The organism is Pectobacterium jejuense (genome assembly GCF_026800125.1).
In the GTDB taxonomy this organism is placed as follows: domain Bacteria; phylum Pseudomonadota; class Gammaproteobacteria; order Enterobacterales; family Enterobacteriaceae; genus Pectobacterium; species Pectobacterium jejuense.
Genome location: NZ_JAPQKX010000001.1, coordinates 422,099 through 438,408, shown reverse-complemented (window position 1 = coordinate 438,408; position 16,310 = coordinate 422,099). Strand labels below are relative to the sequence as shown.

Here is a 16,310-nt window from a genome sequence, read left to right as displayed (position 1 = left end):
AATCTATTGCAGGCTGCCGGTTTAGTGCCGACAGCCTGGTACTGACACGGATATTCAGTGCGCGACGGCTTCAGCGGCTGCCGGAACTGATTTCACTGGCGCAGCGGCATCCACGATCGTGTTACGCAAATGGCCAATGTTTTCGATTTCAACTTCAATACAGTCGCCCGCTTTCATAAACAGCGGCGGATTGCGTTTTTTACCCACGCCGCCCGGTGAACCAGTAATGATCACGTCGCCGGCACTCAGCTCGGTGAAGGTACTGATGTACTCAATCAATTCCGCGACTTTGTGGATCATGCTGCTGGTATTGTCGTCCTGCACCATGCGGCCATTCAGATACGTGCGGATTGCCAGCACATGCGGATCGGGAATTTCATCCGTGGTGGTCAGATAGGGGCCGAATGCGCCGGTTTTCTGCCAGTTCTTGCCAGCGGTAAACCAGCTGTGCTGCCAGTCACGCGCAGAACCATCCATGTAGCAGCTGTAGCCTGCAACATGAGAGAGCGCGACATCCTGAGCTATATTCTGTCCACCTTTACCGATAACGACTGCCAGCTCGCCTTCATAATCGAACTCGCTGGAGTAATGCGGTTTGATCACCGGCGTCGCATGTCCGGTTTGCGAATCAGCAAAGCGCACAAATAATGTTGGTGCGGGATTCTCTTCATTAAATTCCTGACGTTTAGCGGCGTAATTCATCCCCACGCACAGTATTTTCCCCGGTGCGGTAATAACCGGTAAGAACGTCACATCTGCGACCGGAATATCCGGCGTGCTCATACTCAATTCGTGTGCCACATGTAGCGCATTCTGCGCCAGCAGTGTTTTCAGATCGGGGTAACGGTGGCCAATTTTACCGCCGAGATCGATTAATCCCGTTGGCGTATAAATGCCGTAACTGTCCTTACCGTTATAACGATAGCTTGCAAGTTTCATAATATTTCCTGTGCAAAATAAACCCACGCGCAGTGGCGGTTTTTATTCTGTTAACTCAGCTCATTTCTCAACGTAATACTTATTTAGCTCAGCGCCTTTTTATTTTCTGAATGACATCAGACTAAAAAGTTGGCGAGCACCAGCAGTGAAATCGAAACGTTAATCGCCCCGCCGATACGCGTCGCAATCTGCGCGAAGGGCATCAGCACCATACGGTTACCTGCCGTCAGAATCGCGACGTCACCGGTACCGCCCTGTCCGCTCTGGCAGCAGGAAATAATGGCAACATCAATCGGGTGCATACCGATTTTTCTACCCACAAAGAAACCGGTCGCGACCAGCGTCACCACGGTAGAAATAATCACCAGCAGGTTTTGAATCGTAAAAGCGTTCACCAGTTCCTGCCACGGCGTAATCGCCACGCCAACGGCAAACAGAATCGGATACGTCACAGAGGTCTGGAAGAATTTGTAAACGACCTGAGAACCTTCCAGCATTTTCGGTGAAACACCGTGAGCCAGCTTCACCAGCACCGCCGCGAACAGCATGCCAACCGGTGCAGGCAGGCCAATGACTTTGTGGCCAAGCATGCCCACCATGTACAGCAGGATTGCCAGCAGCGCGCCAGAGGCAATCGTCGTGACATCGGCTTTGCCGCTAAAGGCTGAAGCCGGTGTGCTGCTTGCGCCGCCGCCCAGATTATTGTCTTTATTCGGCATCAGTTCGCCTTCACCGGTCAGGTGTGGATAGCGTTTACCCAACTGATTCAGAACACCGGCAAGAATGATCGCAGTCAGGCTGCCCAGCATGACGATAGGCAAGACGCGCCCCAGCGCAACGCCCTGATCCATATGCAGAATCGTGGCATAGCCGATAGACAGCGGGATAGCACCTTCCCCCACCCCGCCCGCCATAATCGGCAGAATAAGGAAGAAGAAGATTTGGAACGGATCCAGGCCAAGCGCAATACCGACGCCCATGCCCACCAGCATGCCGGCGACTTCACCGCACAGCATAGGGAAGAAAATACGCAGGAAGCCCTGAATCAGCGTCTGCCGATTCATACTCATGATGCTGCCGACAATAATGCAGCAGATGTAGAGATACAGGATGTTGGTACTTTTATAGAACTTGGTCGTGGATTCAACGACAACGTCCGGCAGCAGGCCATAATGCACCATCGCCGAAGGGATAAAGGTCGCACAGATTGCCGCCGCCCCCATCTTGCCGATAATCGGCAGACGTTTACCAAACTCACCGCAGGCAAACCCGAAGAATGCCAGCGTCGCCACCATCACGACAATGTCGCTCGGCAACTTGCCACTCAGGCAGTCGATGCCGATTAATACCCCCGCCAGCATAAAGAGTGGCACAGGGATAATACCTACTTTATAGGTATCCAGAACGTGCCACCATTTTTCCTTTAATGAGGCCTTCCCAGCCGCCTCATTATTTACCACAATATATGAATCATCAGTCGTACTCATAACTCTGTCCCCGTTTTATTTTGTCCGCGAATGATAGGGGTCGACTGCCTATTATTATGTGATTCCCTTCAAATTAAAAAATGAGTTTTAAAGGCGTTTATGGTTTTTATGGTTTATATTCAAAAATCGTTTATTACGCAGGCGGTTAGATGATTTTACGATCAAAATAAACTTTACGGTTTCTATGGAGTTTATGGTTTTTATTTCCTAAAAATGACTATGTTGATAAAACGTAATTAAGTTGTTTATTAAAGAAAACAGATGCGTTTAATTTTATCTATTTATTACCGCCATCATATTGGTAACAACCTATTTAAACGTGTTATTGCTCACAAGTTTTTTCCTCTCAGCCCATTCTTATTACCATTCGTGATAAATTCATCAGCTATTTTTCGTTCACCAGCAGGCTACCGCACATCATGAGAGTGAGACTTTCCTTTCATATCAAATTATTTATCTATTTGATCGTCTTCTTCTCTTCGTTACTTCTGATGACAGGTATTTATTATTATCACGATATCGATAAGCAGCTCTATTCCGAGCTGGGTACACGAGCGCAGGTACAGGCCAGAGAAATCGCCATCATTCCGTCCCTGATTGAGTCGGTGAAGCATAAAGACATCAAGCAGATAAGCACGCTCGTCCAGCAATTGAAGCTGCGCAGCGACGCCAGCTATATCGTAGTCGGGGATAATCAAGCGCATCACCTGTTTCATTCTGAAGATGCCAGCCTTGTCGGCACGCAGATGGTGGGCGGTGATAACGTTGAGGTGCTGGCCGGGAAAAGCACTATCACCGTGCGCCGGGGCGGCATTGGCATCTCGCTACGCAGCAAAGCACCAATCGTGGCTGACGGTCAGGTCATTGGTATTGTCTCCGTCGGCTATCTGAAAACCCATATCGATAACCTGACGTTCAGTAAACTGGCGCATATCCTGCTGGCGATTCTGGCGATGTTTGTCGCACTGTTTCTCTTTTCCTGGTGGTTCTCGCGTAATCTAAAGAAACAGATGTTTGGCCTCGAACCCCTTGAGATTCGTATGCTGGTCAGGCAGCAGAAGGCGTTGCTCGAATCGATCTACGAAGGGGTGATCGCCATCGATAAGCAGCACCGCATTGCCGCCATTAATCATGCCGCCAAAGAAATCCTCGGGCTGAACGAACCGTCCTATCTGTTGCGCGGCAAGCCGATTGATACCGTCATTAAGCCCGTGCCCTTTTTCTCCGGCGAGGCCATGTGGAACAGCGACACCCACGATGAAATCTGCCGTTTTAACCACGCGACCGTGATTGCCAGCCGGGTGCGGATCATGCTGGAAGATGAGCTTCAGGGCTGGGTCATCAGCTTCCGCGGTAAAAACGATATTCATACGCTTAGCATGCAGCTCAGTCAGGTGAAGCGTTACGCGAATAGTCTGCGCATTTTGCGCCACGAGCAGCTGAACTGGACGGCAACGCTGGCCGGACTGCTGCACCTAAAACGCTATGACGAAGCCATCAAATATATTGAAGCGCAGTCGGAAAGCGCGCAGGTAGTGCTGGATTTTGTTTCTCGCCGCTTCTGTTCGCCCGCGCTGTGCGGGCTGCTACTGGGCAAGTACGCGACAGCACGGGAAAAAGGCATTGAGATTGTTTTCGACCCACGCTGCCAGCTCACCCACATTCCCCCCGCGCTGAGCGAAACGGAACTGATGTCTATCATTGGTAATTTGCTGGATAACGCGATGGAAGCCACATTAGCCACCACCGCGCCACATTATCCTGTCGAGGTGTACATCTATAACAGCGAACAAGAGCTGGTCATTGAAATCGCCGATCAGGGAACGGGTATCGATCCAGCCATTGCCGATAGCCTGTTTGAAATGGGCGTGACCAGCAAAACACAGGGCGATCACGGGCTGGGGCTGCATCTGGTGGCCAGCTACGTCAATCAGGCTCAGGGAATGATCGAGGTCTCGGCCAACCAGCCGAATGGCAGCATATTTTCCCTATTTATTCCGATGTCCCTCCCATAATTTGAGCGGCGCGTAGTGAACAACGCACAGGCCGCTTGAGGTATAGCGGACACACTATTTTATAATTCAGAGACTAACAGGGATTTACACCATGCAGCACACTGAACATTTCGATGTCTTAATCGTTGAAGATGAAAGTAAGCTGGCAAATATTCATGCTGAATTTATTGAGAAACATTTCAATCTGCGTGTCGTCGGGATTGCCGCTACGCTTTTTGAAGCTAAAAAGCTCCTTCAGCAGCACAGGCCGCGCCTGATCTTGCTGGATAACTATTTGCCCGACGGCGAAGGGGTTTCGCTAATTGAAAGCCAACTGCTCAAAGGGATGGATTGTTCCGTCATCTTTATTACCGCCGCCAGCGATATGAATACCTGTGCTCAGGCGATTCGCTGCGGGGCTTTTGATTACATTATCAAACCGCTCTCCTACCCACGGCTGCGTTCTTCGCTGGAGCGATTTATTCAATTCGTGAAAACCCAGCACACCTACAAAATTGTCGATCAGCAGAACGTCGATATTCTCTATCAACTGCAATCGTCCGGCACAGCCACCTCCTCGTCAGCAAAAGGCATTGAAGAGAACACACTGGGGCTGATCAAGCAGATTTTTGCCAACGATGGAGGCGATACCCCCTATTCTGTTGATGATATCGTCGATAAAACCGGACTCAGTAAAACGACGGCGCGCCGCTATCTGGAGTTCTGCGTTGAAAACCAGTTCCTCGACATCGAAATGCGTTACGGCAAGATTGGTCATCCACGCCGGCTGTATCGCACAAAAAGCACCGGCTAGATCCCGCCCCTATCCTATGGCGGCGAGGTTAGCCGTCATAGGGCATGCGGCACAGTTAGACGACGGTGTGCGATAAAATTGTGATCAAAGTCAGATAAAGTAATAACGTCATTCACGACTTGGGTACGCCTCCCCCGTATTACTGCCAAACTTAACCATTCGTTATTTTTATCCTATTTATATTTCAATATATGTCTAAATTAACCTATTCCCTCTCAAGTTTTTAAAAATTAAAAAACAATCACAATTTTCTGTGTTTATTCTTATAGCAGTTAGCATAACGCAGATTGGTAATTCAACCGGCGCCTGCTGTGCAGTTGTCCAAAAATAAGAGAGAAGCCTCACAAATTATTATTAGTTTCTTCACTCACACTAAAAAAAATCACTATAAACCCGATAAGCATTATGGGTCATTCCTTCATTAATTTTTTACCTGACACCAGTAATTCATCCCCGGAGAGACGTCATGTTCTTAGCCAAAAAAATCAGAAATCTTAAAATATCCCAAAAGCTGTATCTTGGGTTTGGGGTGATCCTGCTACTGGTCATCATTGCATCGCTACTGAGCGCAGGTCGCTTCAGAGAAATTCGTGATATTTATGAGAAAACCAATCTTATTTACAACATCAACATCGAAGTCTTTCAGGCCAAAATAAACCGCCTGAAGTATTTTTATTCGTATGAAGAGAAGTCCCGTGAAACCATGGCGGGCTTCGTTAAACATGCTTCAGAGTTAACCACAGAAGCAAAAACGCTCTCATGGAGTCCAGAAGGCACACCCCTCGTCAACGATCTCGGCCAGAACCTGACCGAATTCCAGAACGCGATCACCGAGATGGGGAAAGCCACGCAGCGCGTGGTAGAAAATCGCGACAAAATCAGCGCCGCTAACGGGCAAAACATTACCACGGATTTTTACGCCAAACTGCGTCAGCAGCCTTCTGATAGCGCAACGCAATATCAGGCTGAAGATTTGGCAGCGCAGGTTTCAGATCTCAAGCAGTTATCTTATGAGTTACAGCTTAAGCAAAATGCCGATGCTGCAAAGAAGCTCGATGAGGCTTTTAGCCGCTTTGACAGCAGCTACCAGGCCGCCACTGCGGCACTGTCGCCTGAACAGCAGGTCGCCGCAGAGGGCCTGCGAAGCTATGTCACCAGCTATAAAAAGCTCAACGCTGACTACTTCCAGAGCGTCAGCAATCTGAAAAAAGCCGAAGACGGCGTGAAGGTCGGCGGGGATAAAAGCAGCGCCTCTATTAAAGCGCTTATCGCTATCGTCAAAGAGAAGAATGACGCACTGGCATACGGTTCCGCGACCATCACGATGATCATTGGCCTCATCGCCGTCGTGATCGGCATTATCATCTCGCTGCTGATTACCCGCCAAATCACCCGCCCTGTGATTCACAACCTTTCTCTGGCGGAAAAAATCGCCGCAGGGGATCTGACGTCAACCATCGTGGCTGACCGCGATGATGAGCTGGGTCAGCTAACGGCCGCCATGGGGAGAATGAACGAGAAACTGCGCCATATGATCAGCGATGTGCGTGACAGCGTGGACAGCGTGTCAACCTCTGCGGCCAAGATTGCCGCGGGTAACAGCGACCTTTCCTCGCGCACCGAGCAGCAGTCTGCCGCCGTGGTAGAAACTGCCGCCAGCATGGAAGAACTGACGTCGACCGTGAAAAACAACGCCGAAAACGCCAAACAAGCGAGCCAAATCAGTACTGAAGCCTCGCAAAATGCGCATAAAGGCGGCGAAGTGGTACGGGATGTTGTCGATACTATGTCAGGCATTTCAGACAGCTCGCGGAAGATTGCCGACATCACCGCAGTCATCAACAGCATTGCTTTCCAGACCAATATTCTGGCGCTGAACGCCGCGGTAGAGGCCGCACGCGCCGGTGAGCAAGGCCGTGGATTCGCCGTGGTTGCCAGCGAGGTGCGGACGCTTTCTCAACGCACCTCACAAGCGGCAAAAGAAATCGCCAGCCTGATATCTGAATCAGTGTCGCGTATCAATGTGGGCACGCAGCTGGTGGCCAATGCGGGAACGGCGATGGATCAGATCGTTTCCTCTGTCTCGCGGGTTAACGACATCATGGGGGAAATTGCCTCCGCCTCCGATGAGCAAAGCCGCGGTATTGAGCAAATCTCGCGTGCCATCAGCGAACTGGACACCACCACACAGCAGAATGCGGCGCTGGTGATGGAATCCTCGATCTCCGCTAACTCGCTGGAAGAACAGTCTGCGATACTGGAAAGCATGGTAGCGAACTTCCGCCTATCCGATCACGAGGGGCGCAAACCCAAAGCGGGTCTCTCCGGTTTACCGCCACAGCAGAAACGCCTGCCGCCTGCATCAAAACAATCGCAGGATTCCGGCTGGACAACGTTCTAGCTCCTAACTTCTAACTTCTAACGTTCGATCCCTCAGCCCTGATATGACGTCAGGGCTGAGTTCATCAATAGAATATTCTTCCAACGATAAATAAATCGTTAAATAATCAGTAAGCTACGTTATTTTGGCCGTATTCCCATAAAACACTATGCATTTGCACAGCCCGCCTTGATACCCATCACAAAATGTTATTATCCCCTACTTTGGCTCTAACATCGTGATAAGAAAACCCGATAACTCATAGTAGTTACAGTAGTTAGAAACGACATCGTCGTTAACCGCGAAATAATCGTTAGCAATAAAACCGTAGTCATTATTATTAAAATCGTTATACATGGAGAGTTGTAATGCAGAATCTTGCTAGTCGAATCCGTAACACAAAAATCGCTCATAAACTGTATGCGGGATTTGGCATTATTTTATTACTCGTTATTGTTGCCTCATCGCTTAGTACAAAAAGATTTAAAGACATCAAAGATATCTATGAGAAAACCAATCTTATATACAGCATCAATATTGAGGTATTTCAGGCAAAAATAAATCGTGTTAAATATTTATACGCCCCCGATGAGAAGACAAAAGATATTCTGGCGAAATTTGTTAAAAGCGCGACAGATTTAACAGACAGCGCAAAAACTCTGGCCTGGAGCGCCGATGAATTAGGCCACATCAACAGCTTAAAAGAAAACTTAGAGGGCTTTCAGACCTCAGTATCCGCTATGTCTGTTGCAACACAAAAAGCGGTTGAGATTCAGGGAAAAATGAATCAACTCCATGCACAAGCCACGCTAGAACCTGTTGCACAGACCATTCAGAGCACAAGTTCATTTCCCGATAACGATGCTTATTACGCGATGAGCAGACTGGCTTTCTTGTTAAGTGAAGTGCAAAAGCTGAGTTATGAGCTGCAAATAACAAAAGATGAGAAAACAATCACTGCACTGAATAACCGTTATGCGGAAACGGAATCAGCCTATCAGGCCTTACCGATTTTACCTGCCGACCTGAAAAGCCAGGCTGACGCGTTACGCAATTACATCAAGCAATATCAACAGATTAACGCAGACTATTACACCGCTTTCGATGACGTGAAAAAAGCAGAGTATCTGGTCATGAGAGCAGGAACGAAAAGCAGCGCAGACATCAACGCGCTGACGGCCATTATCAAAGCGAAAAACGATGAACTGGCCTATCACTCCGCCACCGTTACCATGATTATCGGTCTCATCGCCGTCATCATCGGTATCATCATTTCGATCTACATCACCCGGATTATCACCAGACCCATCATCCATAATCTATCGCTGGCGGAACGCATTGCCAGTGGCGATCTGACTACCTCGATTCAGACCGATCGCCACGATGAGTTGGGACGGCTTACCCACGCGATGGGGACGATGAATGAACAGCTGCGCCACGTTATCTCCGAAGTGCGGGACAGCGTCGGTAGCGTCAGCCAGTCAGCAAGCAAAATTGCCACAGGCAATAGCGATCTGTCATCGCGCACCGAGCAGCAGTCAGCAGCCGTCGTTGAAACCGCGGCTAGCATGGAAGAATTGACGTCAACGGTGAAAAACAACGCCGACAACGCCAAACATGCCAGCCAGATCGCTGCCGATGCCTCCAAGAATGCGCTGAAAGGCGGCGAAGTCGTGAAACAGGTTGTGACGACTATGGACAATATCGCGGCCAGCTCCAAAAAAATCGCCGATATCACTACCGTCATCAATAGTATTGCTTTCCAGACCAACATTCTGGCGCTGAACGCGGCGGTAGAAGCCGCACGTGCCGGTGAACAAGGACGTGGTTTTGCCGTGGTCGCCGGTGAAGTACGCAGTTTATCGCAGCGCAGTTCTCAGGCCGCCAAAGACATCGAGTCCCTGATCGCAGAGTCCGTAGAGCGTACCAATGCGGGGAGTCATCTTGTGGCGGTTGCGGGAGAAACCATGGAGCAAATCGTCGATTCCGTTTCCCGCGTGAACGACATCATGGGGGAAATTTCTTCCGCCTCTGAGGAACAGAGTCGGGGAATTGGGCAAATCGCGCAGGCGATCAGTGAACTGGACACCACGACGCAGCAGAACGCCTCGCTGGTGATGGAATCCTCGATTTCCGCCAACTCGCTGGAAGAACAGGCCGTGTTGTTAGAGAAGCTGCTTGAGCACTTCCGCGTGTCCCAATCTGACAACCGCGCGGGTTCACGCGCCTCATCCTCTACGCCACGACACGCGCTGCCAAAACGTGTGTCAACGGCAGACAAAAAAGCTACGTCGTCAGAAGGCGACTGGACGTCGTTTTAACACCTCACGCCCGGATGCTTCACACACATCCGGGCGCATCAGAACCCTGTCGCGGTATCAAAAGCAGCACCGATTTCGGTTAGCGCTACAAGCCTTCATTCAGCGGCATCGTTGAGGGATTAGGGTACTGATACTCGAACCCAAGTTCATGGCAGATACGCTGCCCATCAACAATCTTCCCCTGATCGTTGTCGGTTACGGGTGCAAACTGCGGCGGAGACAGGTGTAATCTGCGCGCCTGCTCAGGATAAAAATCCTGTTTGGCCGGATGTTCTGGCGCACACAGGTTATAGATATGCCCACCGTTCGGAAGCTTAAGCAGCAACAGGATCGCCGCCAGCACATCTTCCTGATGCACCAGATTCACGCCCTGATTACCACGTGGCAGATTGGTTTTGCCCGCAAGGAAACGCCCAGGATGGCGTTCACCGCCGACCAGCCCCGCAAGACGCAAGATATCCACTGAGGTATCAGGTAGATGCTGCAACCACTGTTCGAGGGACACCAGCGTTTTCCCTGCTACCGTCGTCGGCTGTAGCGGCGAGTTTTCTCTTGCTGTGCCGCTGCTATCGCCATAAACCGAGGTTGAACTGGTGAAGATAATACGCGGGACATGAAACACACGCGCCATATTCACCAACTGCTGTACCGCTTGCGCATACCCTTCGCCCCCTTCCGCCGTTCGGCTGGCGGGCAATGTCACGATCAGCACGTCAACCTGTAGTATCGCGCTAAGCTCGTCTGCGTCACATTCCAGCTCCGGCGTCAGCGCCAGTTGATAGCACTCAATGCCGCTCATGCGCGCTGCTTCCACGCCATCCTGAGTGGTTTTCGTCCCTGTCACGTGGTAACCGTGCCCATTCAGCGCCAGAGCCAGCGGCATACCCAGCCAGCCCAATCCAACAATCGATACTTTTTTCATCAGCTGTTCTCCCCTGCAAGGAGCCTGTTAATTAACATCATGCACCAACAACAGAGTAAACGGCTTTTACACCCATCGCTACGGCTGCCTGTTCGATTTCAGTAACGTTTTCTGTCTATCACAAGCCGATAACGCGTGCGATTTGGCAAGCACATCACGCAACCAAAACGAACTTCCCACATCTGCTAAAAAAATGTTGCACAACAACCCGAACATGGTTTAGGTTATTCGACAGAAATCGTTACTGATTTAATCAATACTGACACAACAAAGAGACAATTTATGACACGCGTTCTGTTTAACCACCATCATCACCATCATCCTGATTAGTCTTTCGGGCAGTTGGTGCTGGAAGACGTTAAGATCTTCCAGTGGCGCAGAACACAAAGAGAGCCCTCGGAAGATCAACTTCCGAGGGTTTTTTTATGGCCCAATGTTTCTAAAAATTTTAAATTTGACAGGTTAATGAGGTTTCCATGCTGGATAAAACACGTTTACGGATAGCAATGCAGAAGTCAGGCCGCCTGAGCGACGATTCACGCGAACTGCTGGCACGCTGTGGGATCAAAATCAACTTACAGCAACAGCGTCTGATCGCGTTCGCAGAGAATATGCCGATTGATATCCTGCGCGTACGCGATGACGATATCCCCGGTCTGGTCATGGATGGTGTGGTCGATCTGGGCATCATCGGCGAAAACGTGCTGGAAGAAGAGCTGTTAAACCGCCGTGCACAGGGCGAAGACCCGCGTTACTTCACGCTGCGCCGTCTGGATTTCGGCGGCTGCCGCCTGTCGCTGGCGATGCCGCTGGACGAAGCCTATACCGGTCCTGAATGTCTGCAAAACAAACGTATCGCCACCTCTTATCCTCACCTGCTCAAACAATATCTCGACAGACAATCTGTCAATTTCAAATCCTGTCTGCTCAACGGTTCCGTCGAAGTCGCACCGCGCGCCGGTCTGGCCGATGCCATCTGCGATTTGGTATCAACCGGTGCCACGCTGGAAGCCAACGGCCTGCGCGAAGTGGAAGTGATTTACCGTTCCAAAGCCTGCCTGATTCAGCGCGACGGCGAAATGCCAGAAGAGAAACAACTGCTGATCGATAAACTGCTGACCCGTATGCAAGGCGTGATTCAGGCGCGTGAATCGAAATACATCATGCTGCACGCGCCTAGCGAACGTCTGGAAGAAGTCATCGCCCTGTTGCCTGGCGCCGAACGCCCGACCATTCTGCCGCTGGCTGGCGATCAAAGCCGCGTTGCCATGCACATGGTCAGCAGCGAAACACTGTTCTGGGAAACGATGGAAAAGCTGAAATCGTTGGGCGCCAGCTCCATTCTGGTTCTGCCTATTGAAAAAATGATGGAGTGATGACGATGGCTGATAACACCAACAGCACCGGCAGTTTCAGCACGCTCGTTGACTGGCAGCGCTGTTCCGCAGAAGAGCAGCGTCAGTTACTGACTCGCCCGGCCATTTCTGCGTCAGACCGTATTACCGCCATCGTGAGCGATATTCTGGCAAACGTAAAAAGCCGTGGTGATAGCGCCTTGCGCGACTACAGCGCGCAGTTCGATAAGGTTCAGGTGAATGCGATTCGCGTCACCGAGGCTGAGATCGCCGCCGCCTCCACCCGTCTGGGCGATGACGTCAAACAGGCGATGGCGATCGCCGTGCGTAATATCGAGACATTCCACAACGCGCAAAAACTGCCGATTGTCGATATCGAAACGCAGCCGGGCGTACGCTGCCAGCAGCTCACCCGCCCTATCGCGACCGTCGGGCTGTATATTCCCGGGGGCTCTGCCCCGCTGCCGTCAACCGTGCTGATGCTGGGAACGCCTTCGCGCATCGCTGGCTGTGGTCGCGTGGTGCTGTGCTCGCCGCCGCCGATTGCCGATGAAATCCTGTATGCCGCCCAGCTGTGCGGCATTAAAGAAGTCTTTCAGCTCGGTGGCGCGCAAGCGATTGCTGCGATGGCATTTGGCACCGAGAGCGTGCCGAAAGTAGATAAAATTTTTGGCCCCGGCAACGCGTACGTCACGGAAGCCAAGCGTCAGGTCAGTCAGCAGCTCGATGGTGCGGCCATTGATATGCCAGCCGGCCCATCCGAAGTTCTGGTGATCGCCGACAGCGGTGCGACACCCGCGTTTGTCGCCTCCGATCTGTTGTCACAGGCAGAGCACGGCCCGGATTCTCAGGTCATTCTGCTCACGCCAGACGCAGCAATGGCCAAAGCCGTGGCCGACGCCGTTGAAGAGCAGCTCACGCAGTTGTCCCGTGCGGACATCGCGCGTCAGGCGCTTGCCAGCAGCCGCGTCATCGTCGCGCGTGATTTAGCGCAGTGCGTTGAAATCAGCAATCAATATGGTCCAGAACACCTGATCATTCAGACACGCGACGCCGAATCACTGGTTGATAGCATCACCAGCGCGGGTTCAGTCTTCCTTGGCGACTGGTCGCCGGAATCCGCTGGCGACTACGCCTCCGGTACAAATCACGTTCTGCCGACCTATGGCTATACCTCAACCTATTCGAGCCTGGGTTTAGCCGATTTCCAGAAACGCATGACCGTACAGCAGCTCACGCCGCAGGGGTTACTGCAACTGGCACCGACCATAGAAATATTGGCACAGGCCGAACAGCTGACCGCCCACAAAAACGCCGTTACCCTGCGTGTTGCAGCACTGAAGGAGCAAGCATGAGCAGCATTGAAGAACTGGCACGTGCCAACGTCCGTGCGTTGACCCCCTACCAATCTGCCCGTCGTCTGGGCGGTAACGGCGATGTCTGGTTGAATGCCAATGAATATCCTGAAGCACCAGAGTTTCAGTTAACGCGGCAAACGCTGAATCGCTACCCAGAATGTCAGCCAGTCACCGTGATCAACCGTTACGCCGAGTATTCTGGCGTCACGCCGGAGCAGGTTCTGGTCAGCCGCGGTGCCGACGAAGGTATCGAGCTGCTGATCCGCGCGTTCTGCGAACCGGGGAAAGATGCCATCCTGTTCTGTCCGCCAACCTACGGCATGTACGCCGTCAGCGCCGAAACATTTGGCGTGGAACGTCGCACCGTAGCCAGCAAATCAGACTGGCAGTTGGATCTCGATGCGATTGAAGCACAGCTGGACGGTACGAAGGTCATTTACGTGTGCAGTCCGAACAACCCGACCGGCAACCTGATTGCACGGGAAGATTTACGCCAGCTGCTCACGCTGGCACAGGGCAAAGCGCTGGTCGTTATCGATGAAGCCTATATTGAATTCTGTCCGCAGGCGACCACATCAGTCTGGCTGGCCGAGTTTCCTCATTTGGTGATTCTGCGTACCTTGTCCAAAGCCTTCTCACTCGCCGGATTGCGCTGTGGCTTCACGCTGGCAAACCCTGAAGTGATTCAGCTTCTGCTGAAGGTGATTGCCCCTTATCCGCTGTCTACCCCGGTGGCAGATATCGCCGCGCAGGCGCTGAGTCACGAAGGGATCGCCAAAATGAAGGCGAATGTTGAGGAAATTACCTCCGCTCGCCGCTGGTTGAGCGATGCCTTAAAAGACATTCCCTGCATTGAAGAAATCTTCCCCAGCGAGAGTAACTATTTGCTGGTGCGCTTTACCGCCTCTCCTTCTGTATTTAAAACGCTGTGGGATCAAGGCATTATTCTGCGTGACCAAAATAAGCAACCGAGCCTCGCAGGCTGTTTGCGCATTACTATCGGCAACCGCTACGAATGTGAACGCGTTGTTGCTGCATTACAATCATTGCCGGGCATCAACGCTTAATTTTAAGGAGCTCACGTGGGCCAGAAATACCTCTTTATCGACCGTGACGGAACATTGATTGCTGAACCGCCTGAGGATTTTCAGGTTGACCGTCTGGATAAACTGGCGCTGGAACCAGATGTCATCCCCTCACTGCTGGCGCTGCAAAAAGCGGGCTATACGCTGGTGATGATCACCAATCAGGATGGTCTGGGAACCGATAGTTTTCCGCAGGAAACCTTCGATCCACCGCACAACCTGATGATGCAGATTCTAACATCGCAGGGCATCAATTTTGAGCATGTGCTGATTTGCCCGCATTTGCCAGCGGATAACTGCACCTGCCGCAAGCCCAAGACCGAACTGGTCACGGCCTATTTAAATAGTGGCCTGATGGATGTGGCGAATAGCTACGTCATCGGCGACCGCCAGACCGATATTCAACTGGCACAGAATATGGGCATAACCGGCCTGCTTTACCAACGTGGTGGACTGAACTGGCAAGCCATTACCAACCAACTGACCAAACGTGACCGTCATGCGCACGTCAACCGCGTCACGCGTGAAACGGCGATTGATGTGAACGTCTGGCTGGATCAGGAAGGCGGCAGCAAAATCAACACCGGCGTCGGTTTCTTCGATCACATGCTGGATCAAATCGCCACCCACGGCGGGTTCCGCATGAACATTGAAGTGAAAGGCGACCTGTACATTGACGATCACCACACGGTGGAAGATACCGGTCTGGCGCTGGGCGAAGCCCTGAATAAAGCGCTGGGCGACAAACGCGGTATTGGCCGTTTTGGCTTCGTCCTGCCGATGGATGAGTGTCTGGCGCGCTGTGCGCTGGATATTTCCGGGCGTCCGCATCTGGAATACAAAGCGGAATTCAGCTACCAGCGCGTCGGCGATCTGAGTACGGAAATGGTCGAACACTTCTTCCGATCGCTGTCTTATTCCATGGCCTGTACGCTGCACCTGAAAACCAAGGGGCGTAACGATCATCACCGTGTGGAAAGCCTGTTTAAAGTCTTCGGACGTACGCTGCGTCAGGCCATTCGCGTCGAGGGTGATACGCTGCCGAGCTCGAAAGGAGTGCTCTGATGAAGGTCGTCATTCTTGATACCGGCTGCGCTAACCTCTCTTCGGTGACCTACGCCGTGCAGCGGCTGGGGTATACGCCCGTGGTGAGCCGTGAGGCCGAGATTGTCCTGCAAGCGGACAAGCTGTTTCTACCGGGTGTTGGCACCGCACAGGCCGCGATGAACCAACTGGAAGAGCGCGACCTGATTGCGTTGATCAAGGCCTGTACCCAGCCCGTTCTCGGCATTTGCCTCGGCATGCAGTTGCTGGGCACAAACAGCGACGAAAACGGTGGCATCCCCACGTTGGGGATTGTCGATACACCAGTGAAAAAGATGGTTGACCACGGTTTACCACTGCCGCATATGGGCTGGAATCAGGTCATTCCGAAGGCCGGACATCGTTTGTTCCGCGATATCGATGACGGTGCCTATTTCTATTTCGTTCACAGCTATGCCATGCCGGTCTGCGAAAACACGATTGCACAAGCCAACTATGGCGAAGCCTTCACCGCCGCGCTGGAAAAAGATAACTTCTTCGGCGTGCAGTTCCACCCTGAGCGTTCGGGTGCTGCGGGCGCGCAGCTGCTGAAAAACTTTCTGGAGATGTAG

The 16,310-nt window shown here is 51.8% G+C and carries 13 protein-coding genes and 1 other annotated feature; of the genes, 10 read left to right on the top strand and 3 right to left on the bottom strand.

Going from position 1 to position 16,310, the window contains the following annotated elements; genetic code table 11:
- Nucleotides 1-54: 54 nt before the first annotated feature.
- Both NXT09_RS01980 and NXT09_RS01975 read right to left on the bottom strand, forming a co-directional pair.
- On the bottom strand, nt 55-939 hold the full coding sequence (locus NXT09_RS01980) for a fumarylacetoacetate hydrolase family protein (protein ID WP_268578651.1): 885 nt from the start codon (nt 937-939) through the stop codon (nt 55-57).
- 116 nt (nt 940-1,055) lie between these two features.
- Nucleotides 1,056-2,426 carry a 2-hydroxycarboxylate transporter family protein gene (locus NXT09_RS01975; RefSeq protein WP_205550808.1) on the bottom strand — a complete coding sequence of 457 codons (1,371 nt, stop codon included), beginning with the start codon at nt 2,424-2,426 and terminating at the stop codon, nt 1,056-1,058.
- 419 nt (nt 2,427-2,845) lie between these two features.
- On the opposite strand from NXT09_RS01975, the gene NXT09_RS01970 reads away from it, so the two are divergent.
- The 4 genes from NXT09_RS01970 (at nt 2,846) to NXT09_RS01955 (ending at nt 9,935) form a co-directional block, all read left to right on the top strand.
- The gene (locus NXT09_RS01970; RefSeq protein ID WP_268578650.1) at nt 2,846-4,441 is read left to right on the top strand and encodes an ATP-binding protein; all 1,596 of its coding nucleotides are present in this window, start codon (nt 2,846-2,848) and stop codon (nt 4,439-4,441) included.
- A 91-nt stretch (nt 4,442-4,532) separates the two neighbouring features.
- Complete coding sequence (locus NXT09_RS01965) at nt 4,533-5,234, top strand: response regulator (RefSeq protein ID WP_205550812.1); 702 nt, start codon at nt 4,533-4,535, stop codon at nt 5,232-5,234.
- Between the two features lie 466 nt (nt 5,235-5,700).
- Nucleotides 5,701-7,635 carry a methyl-accepting chemotaxis protein gene (locus NXT09_RS01960; protein WP_268578649.1) on the top strand — a complete coding sequence of 645 codons (1,935 nt, stop codon included), beginning with the start codon at nt 5,701-5,703 and terminating at the stop codon, nt 7,633-7,635.
- 347 nt (nt 7,636-7,982) lie between these two features.
- Nucleotides 7,983-9,935, top strand: coding sequence for a methyl-accepting chemotaxis protein (locus NXT09_RS01955; protein ID WP_268578648.1), 1,953 nt, complete (start codon nt 7,983-7,985; stop codon nt 9,933-9,935).
- Nucleotides 9,936-10,020: 85 nt separating this feature from the next.
- Here the strand turns inward: NXT09_RS01955 and NXT09_RS01950 are convergent, their stop codons facing one another.
- Nucleotides 10,021-10,857, bottom strand: coding sequence for an SDR family oxidoreductase (locus NXT09_RS01950; protein ID WP_268578647.1), 837 nt, complete (start codon nt 10,855-10,857; stop codon nt 10,021-10,023).
- A 282-nt stretch (nt 10,858-11,139) separates the two neighbouring features.
- Between NXT09_RS01950 and hisL the strand changes: the two genes are divergently transcribed.
- The 6 genes from hisL to hisH all read left to right on the top strand — a co-directional run bounded on the left by hisL (nt 11,140) and on the right by hisH (nt 16,310).
- Entirely contained in the window at nt 11,140-11,187 is a 48-nt protein-coding gene (gene hisL / locus NXT09_RS01945) for a his operon leader peptide (RefSeq protein WP_106389040.1), read from the top strand.
- Nucleotides 11,163-11,284 (top strand) — a sequence feature (His leader region). Its footprint overlaps the gene before it by 25 nt.
- Nucleotides 11,285-11,333: 49 nt before the next feature.
- Entirely contained in the window at nt 11,334-12,233 is a 900-nt protein-coding gene (hisG, locus tag NXT09_RS01940; protein WP_010277135.1) for an ATP phosphoribosyltransferase, read from the top strand.
- Nucleotides 12,234-12,238: 5 nt separating this feature from the next.
- Nucleotides 12,239-13,567: a histidinol dehydrogenase gene (gene hisD / locus NXT09_RS01935; protein WP_268578646.1), complete on the top strand. Its 1,329-nt coding sequence runs from the start codon at nt 12,239-12,241 to the stop codon at nt 13,565-13,567.
- The gene (hisC, locus tag NXT09_RS01930; RefSeq protein ID WP_268578645.1) at nt 13,564-14,637 is read left to right on the top strand and encodes a histidinol-phosphate transaminase; all 1,074 of its coding nucleotides are present in this window, start codon (nt 13,564-13,566) and stop codon (nt 14,635-14,637) included. The genes hisD and hisC overlap by 4 nt, the downstream gene beginning before the upstream one ends.
- Nucleotides 14,638-14,652: 15 nt before the next feature.
- Complete coding sequence (gene hisB, locus NXT09_RS01925) at nt 14,653-15,720, top strand: bifunctional histidinol-phosphatase/imidazoleglycerol-phosphate dehydratase HisB (protein WP_205550824.1); 1,068 nt, start codon at nt 14,653-14,655, stop codon at nt 15,718-15,720.
- Nucleotides 15,720-16,310 carry an imidazole glycerol phosphate synthase subunit HisH gene (gene hisH, locus NXT09_RS01920; protein ID WP_014915086.1) on the top strand — a complete coding sequence of 197 codons (591 nt, stop codon included), beginning with the start codon at nt 15,720-15,722 and terminating at the stop codon, nt 16,308-16,310. Before hisB ends, hisH begins: the two co-directional genes overlap by 1 nt.

What these genes read in the sequence shown, in the direction of transcription:
- NXT09_RS01980 (WP_268578651.1), bottom strand. Translation starts at nt 939, where the DNA reads ATGAAACTTGCAAGCTATCGTTATAACGGTAAGGACAGTTACGGCATT.
- NXT09_RS01975 (WP_205550808.1), bottom strand. Translation starts at nt 2,426, where the DNA reads ATGAGTACGACTGATGATTCATATATTGTGGTAAATAATGAGGCGGCT.
- NXT09_RS01970 (WP_268578650.1), top strand. Translation starts at nt 2,846, where the DNA reads ATGAGAGTGAGACTTTCCTTTCATATCAAATTATTTATCTATTTGATC.
- NXT09_RS01965 (WP_205550812.1), top strand. Translation starts at nt 4,533, where the DNA reads ATGCAGCACACTGAACATTTCGATGTCTTAATCGTTGAAGATGAAAGT.
- NXT09_RS01960 (WP_268578649.1), top strand. Translation starts at nt 5,701, where the DNA reads ATGTTCTTAGCCAAAAAAATCAGAAATCTTAAAATATCCCAAAAGCTG.
- NXT09_RS01955 (WP_268578648.1), top strand. Translation starts at nt 7,983, where the DNA reads ATGCAGAATCTTGCTAGTCGAATCCGTAACACAAAAATCGCTCATAAA.
- NXT09_RS01950 (WP_268578647.1), bottom strand. Translation starts at nt 10,857, where the DNA reads ATGAAAAAAGTATCGATTGTTGGATTGGGCTGGCTGGGTATGCCGCTG.
- hisG (WP_010277135.1), top strand. Translation starts at nt 11,334, where the DNA reads ATGCTGGATAAAACACGTTTACGGATAGCAATGCAGAAGTCAGGCCGC.
- hisD (WP_268578646.1), top strand. Translation starts at nt 12,239, where the DNA reads ATGGCTGATAACACCAACAGCACCGGCAGTTTCAGCACGCTCGTTGAC.
- hisC (WP_268578645.1), top strand. Translation starts at nt 13,564, where the DNA reads ATGAGCAGCATTGAAGAACTGGCACGTGCCAACGTCCGTGCGTTGACC.
- hisH (WP_014915086.1), top strand. Translation starts at nt 15,720, where the DNA reads ATGAAGGTCGTCATTCTTGATACCGGCTGCGCTAACCTCTCTTCGGTG.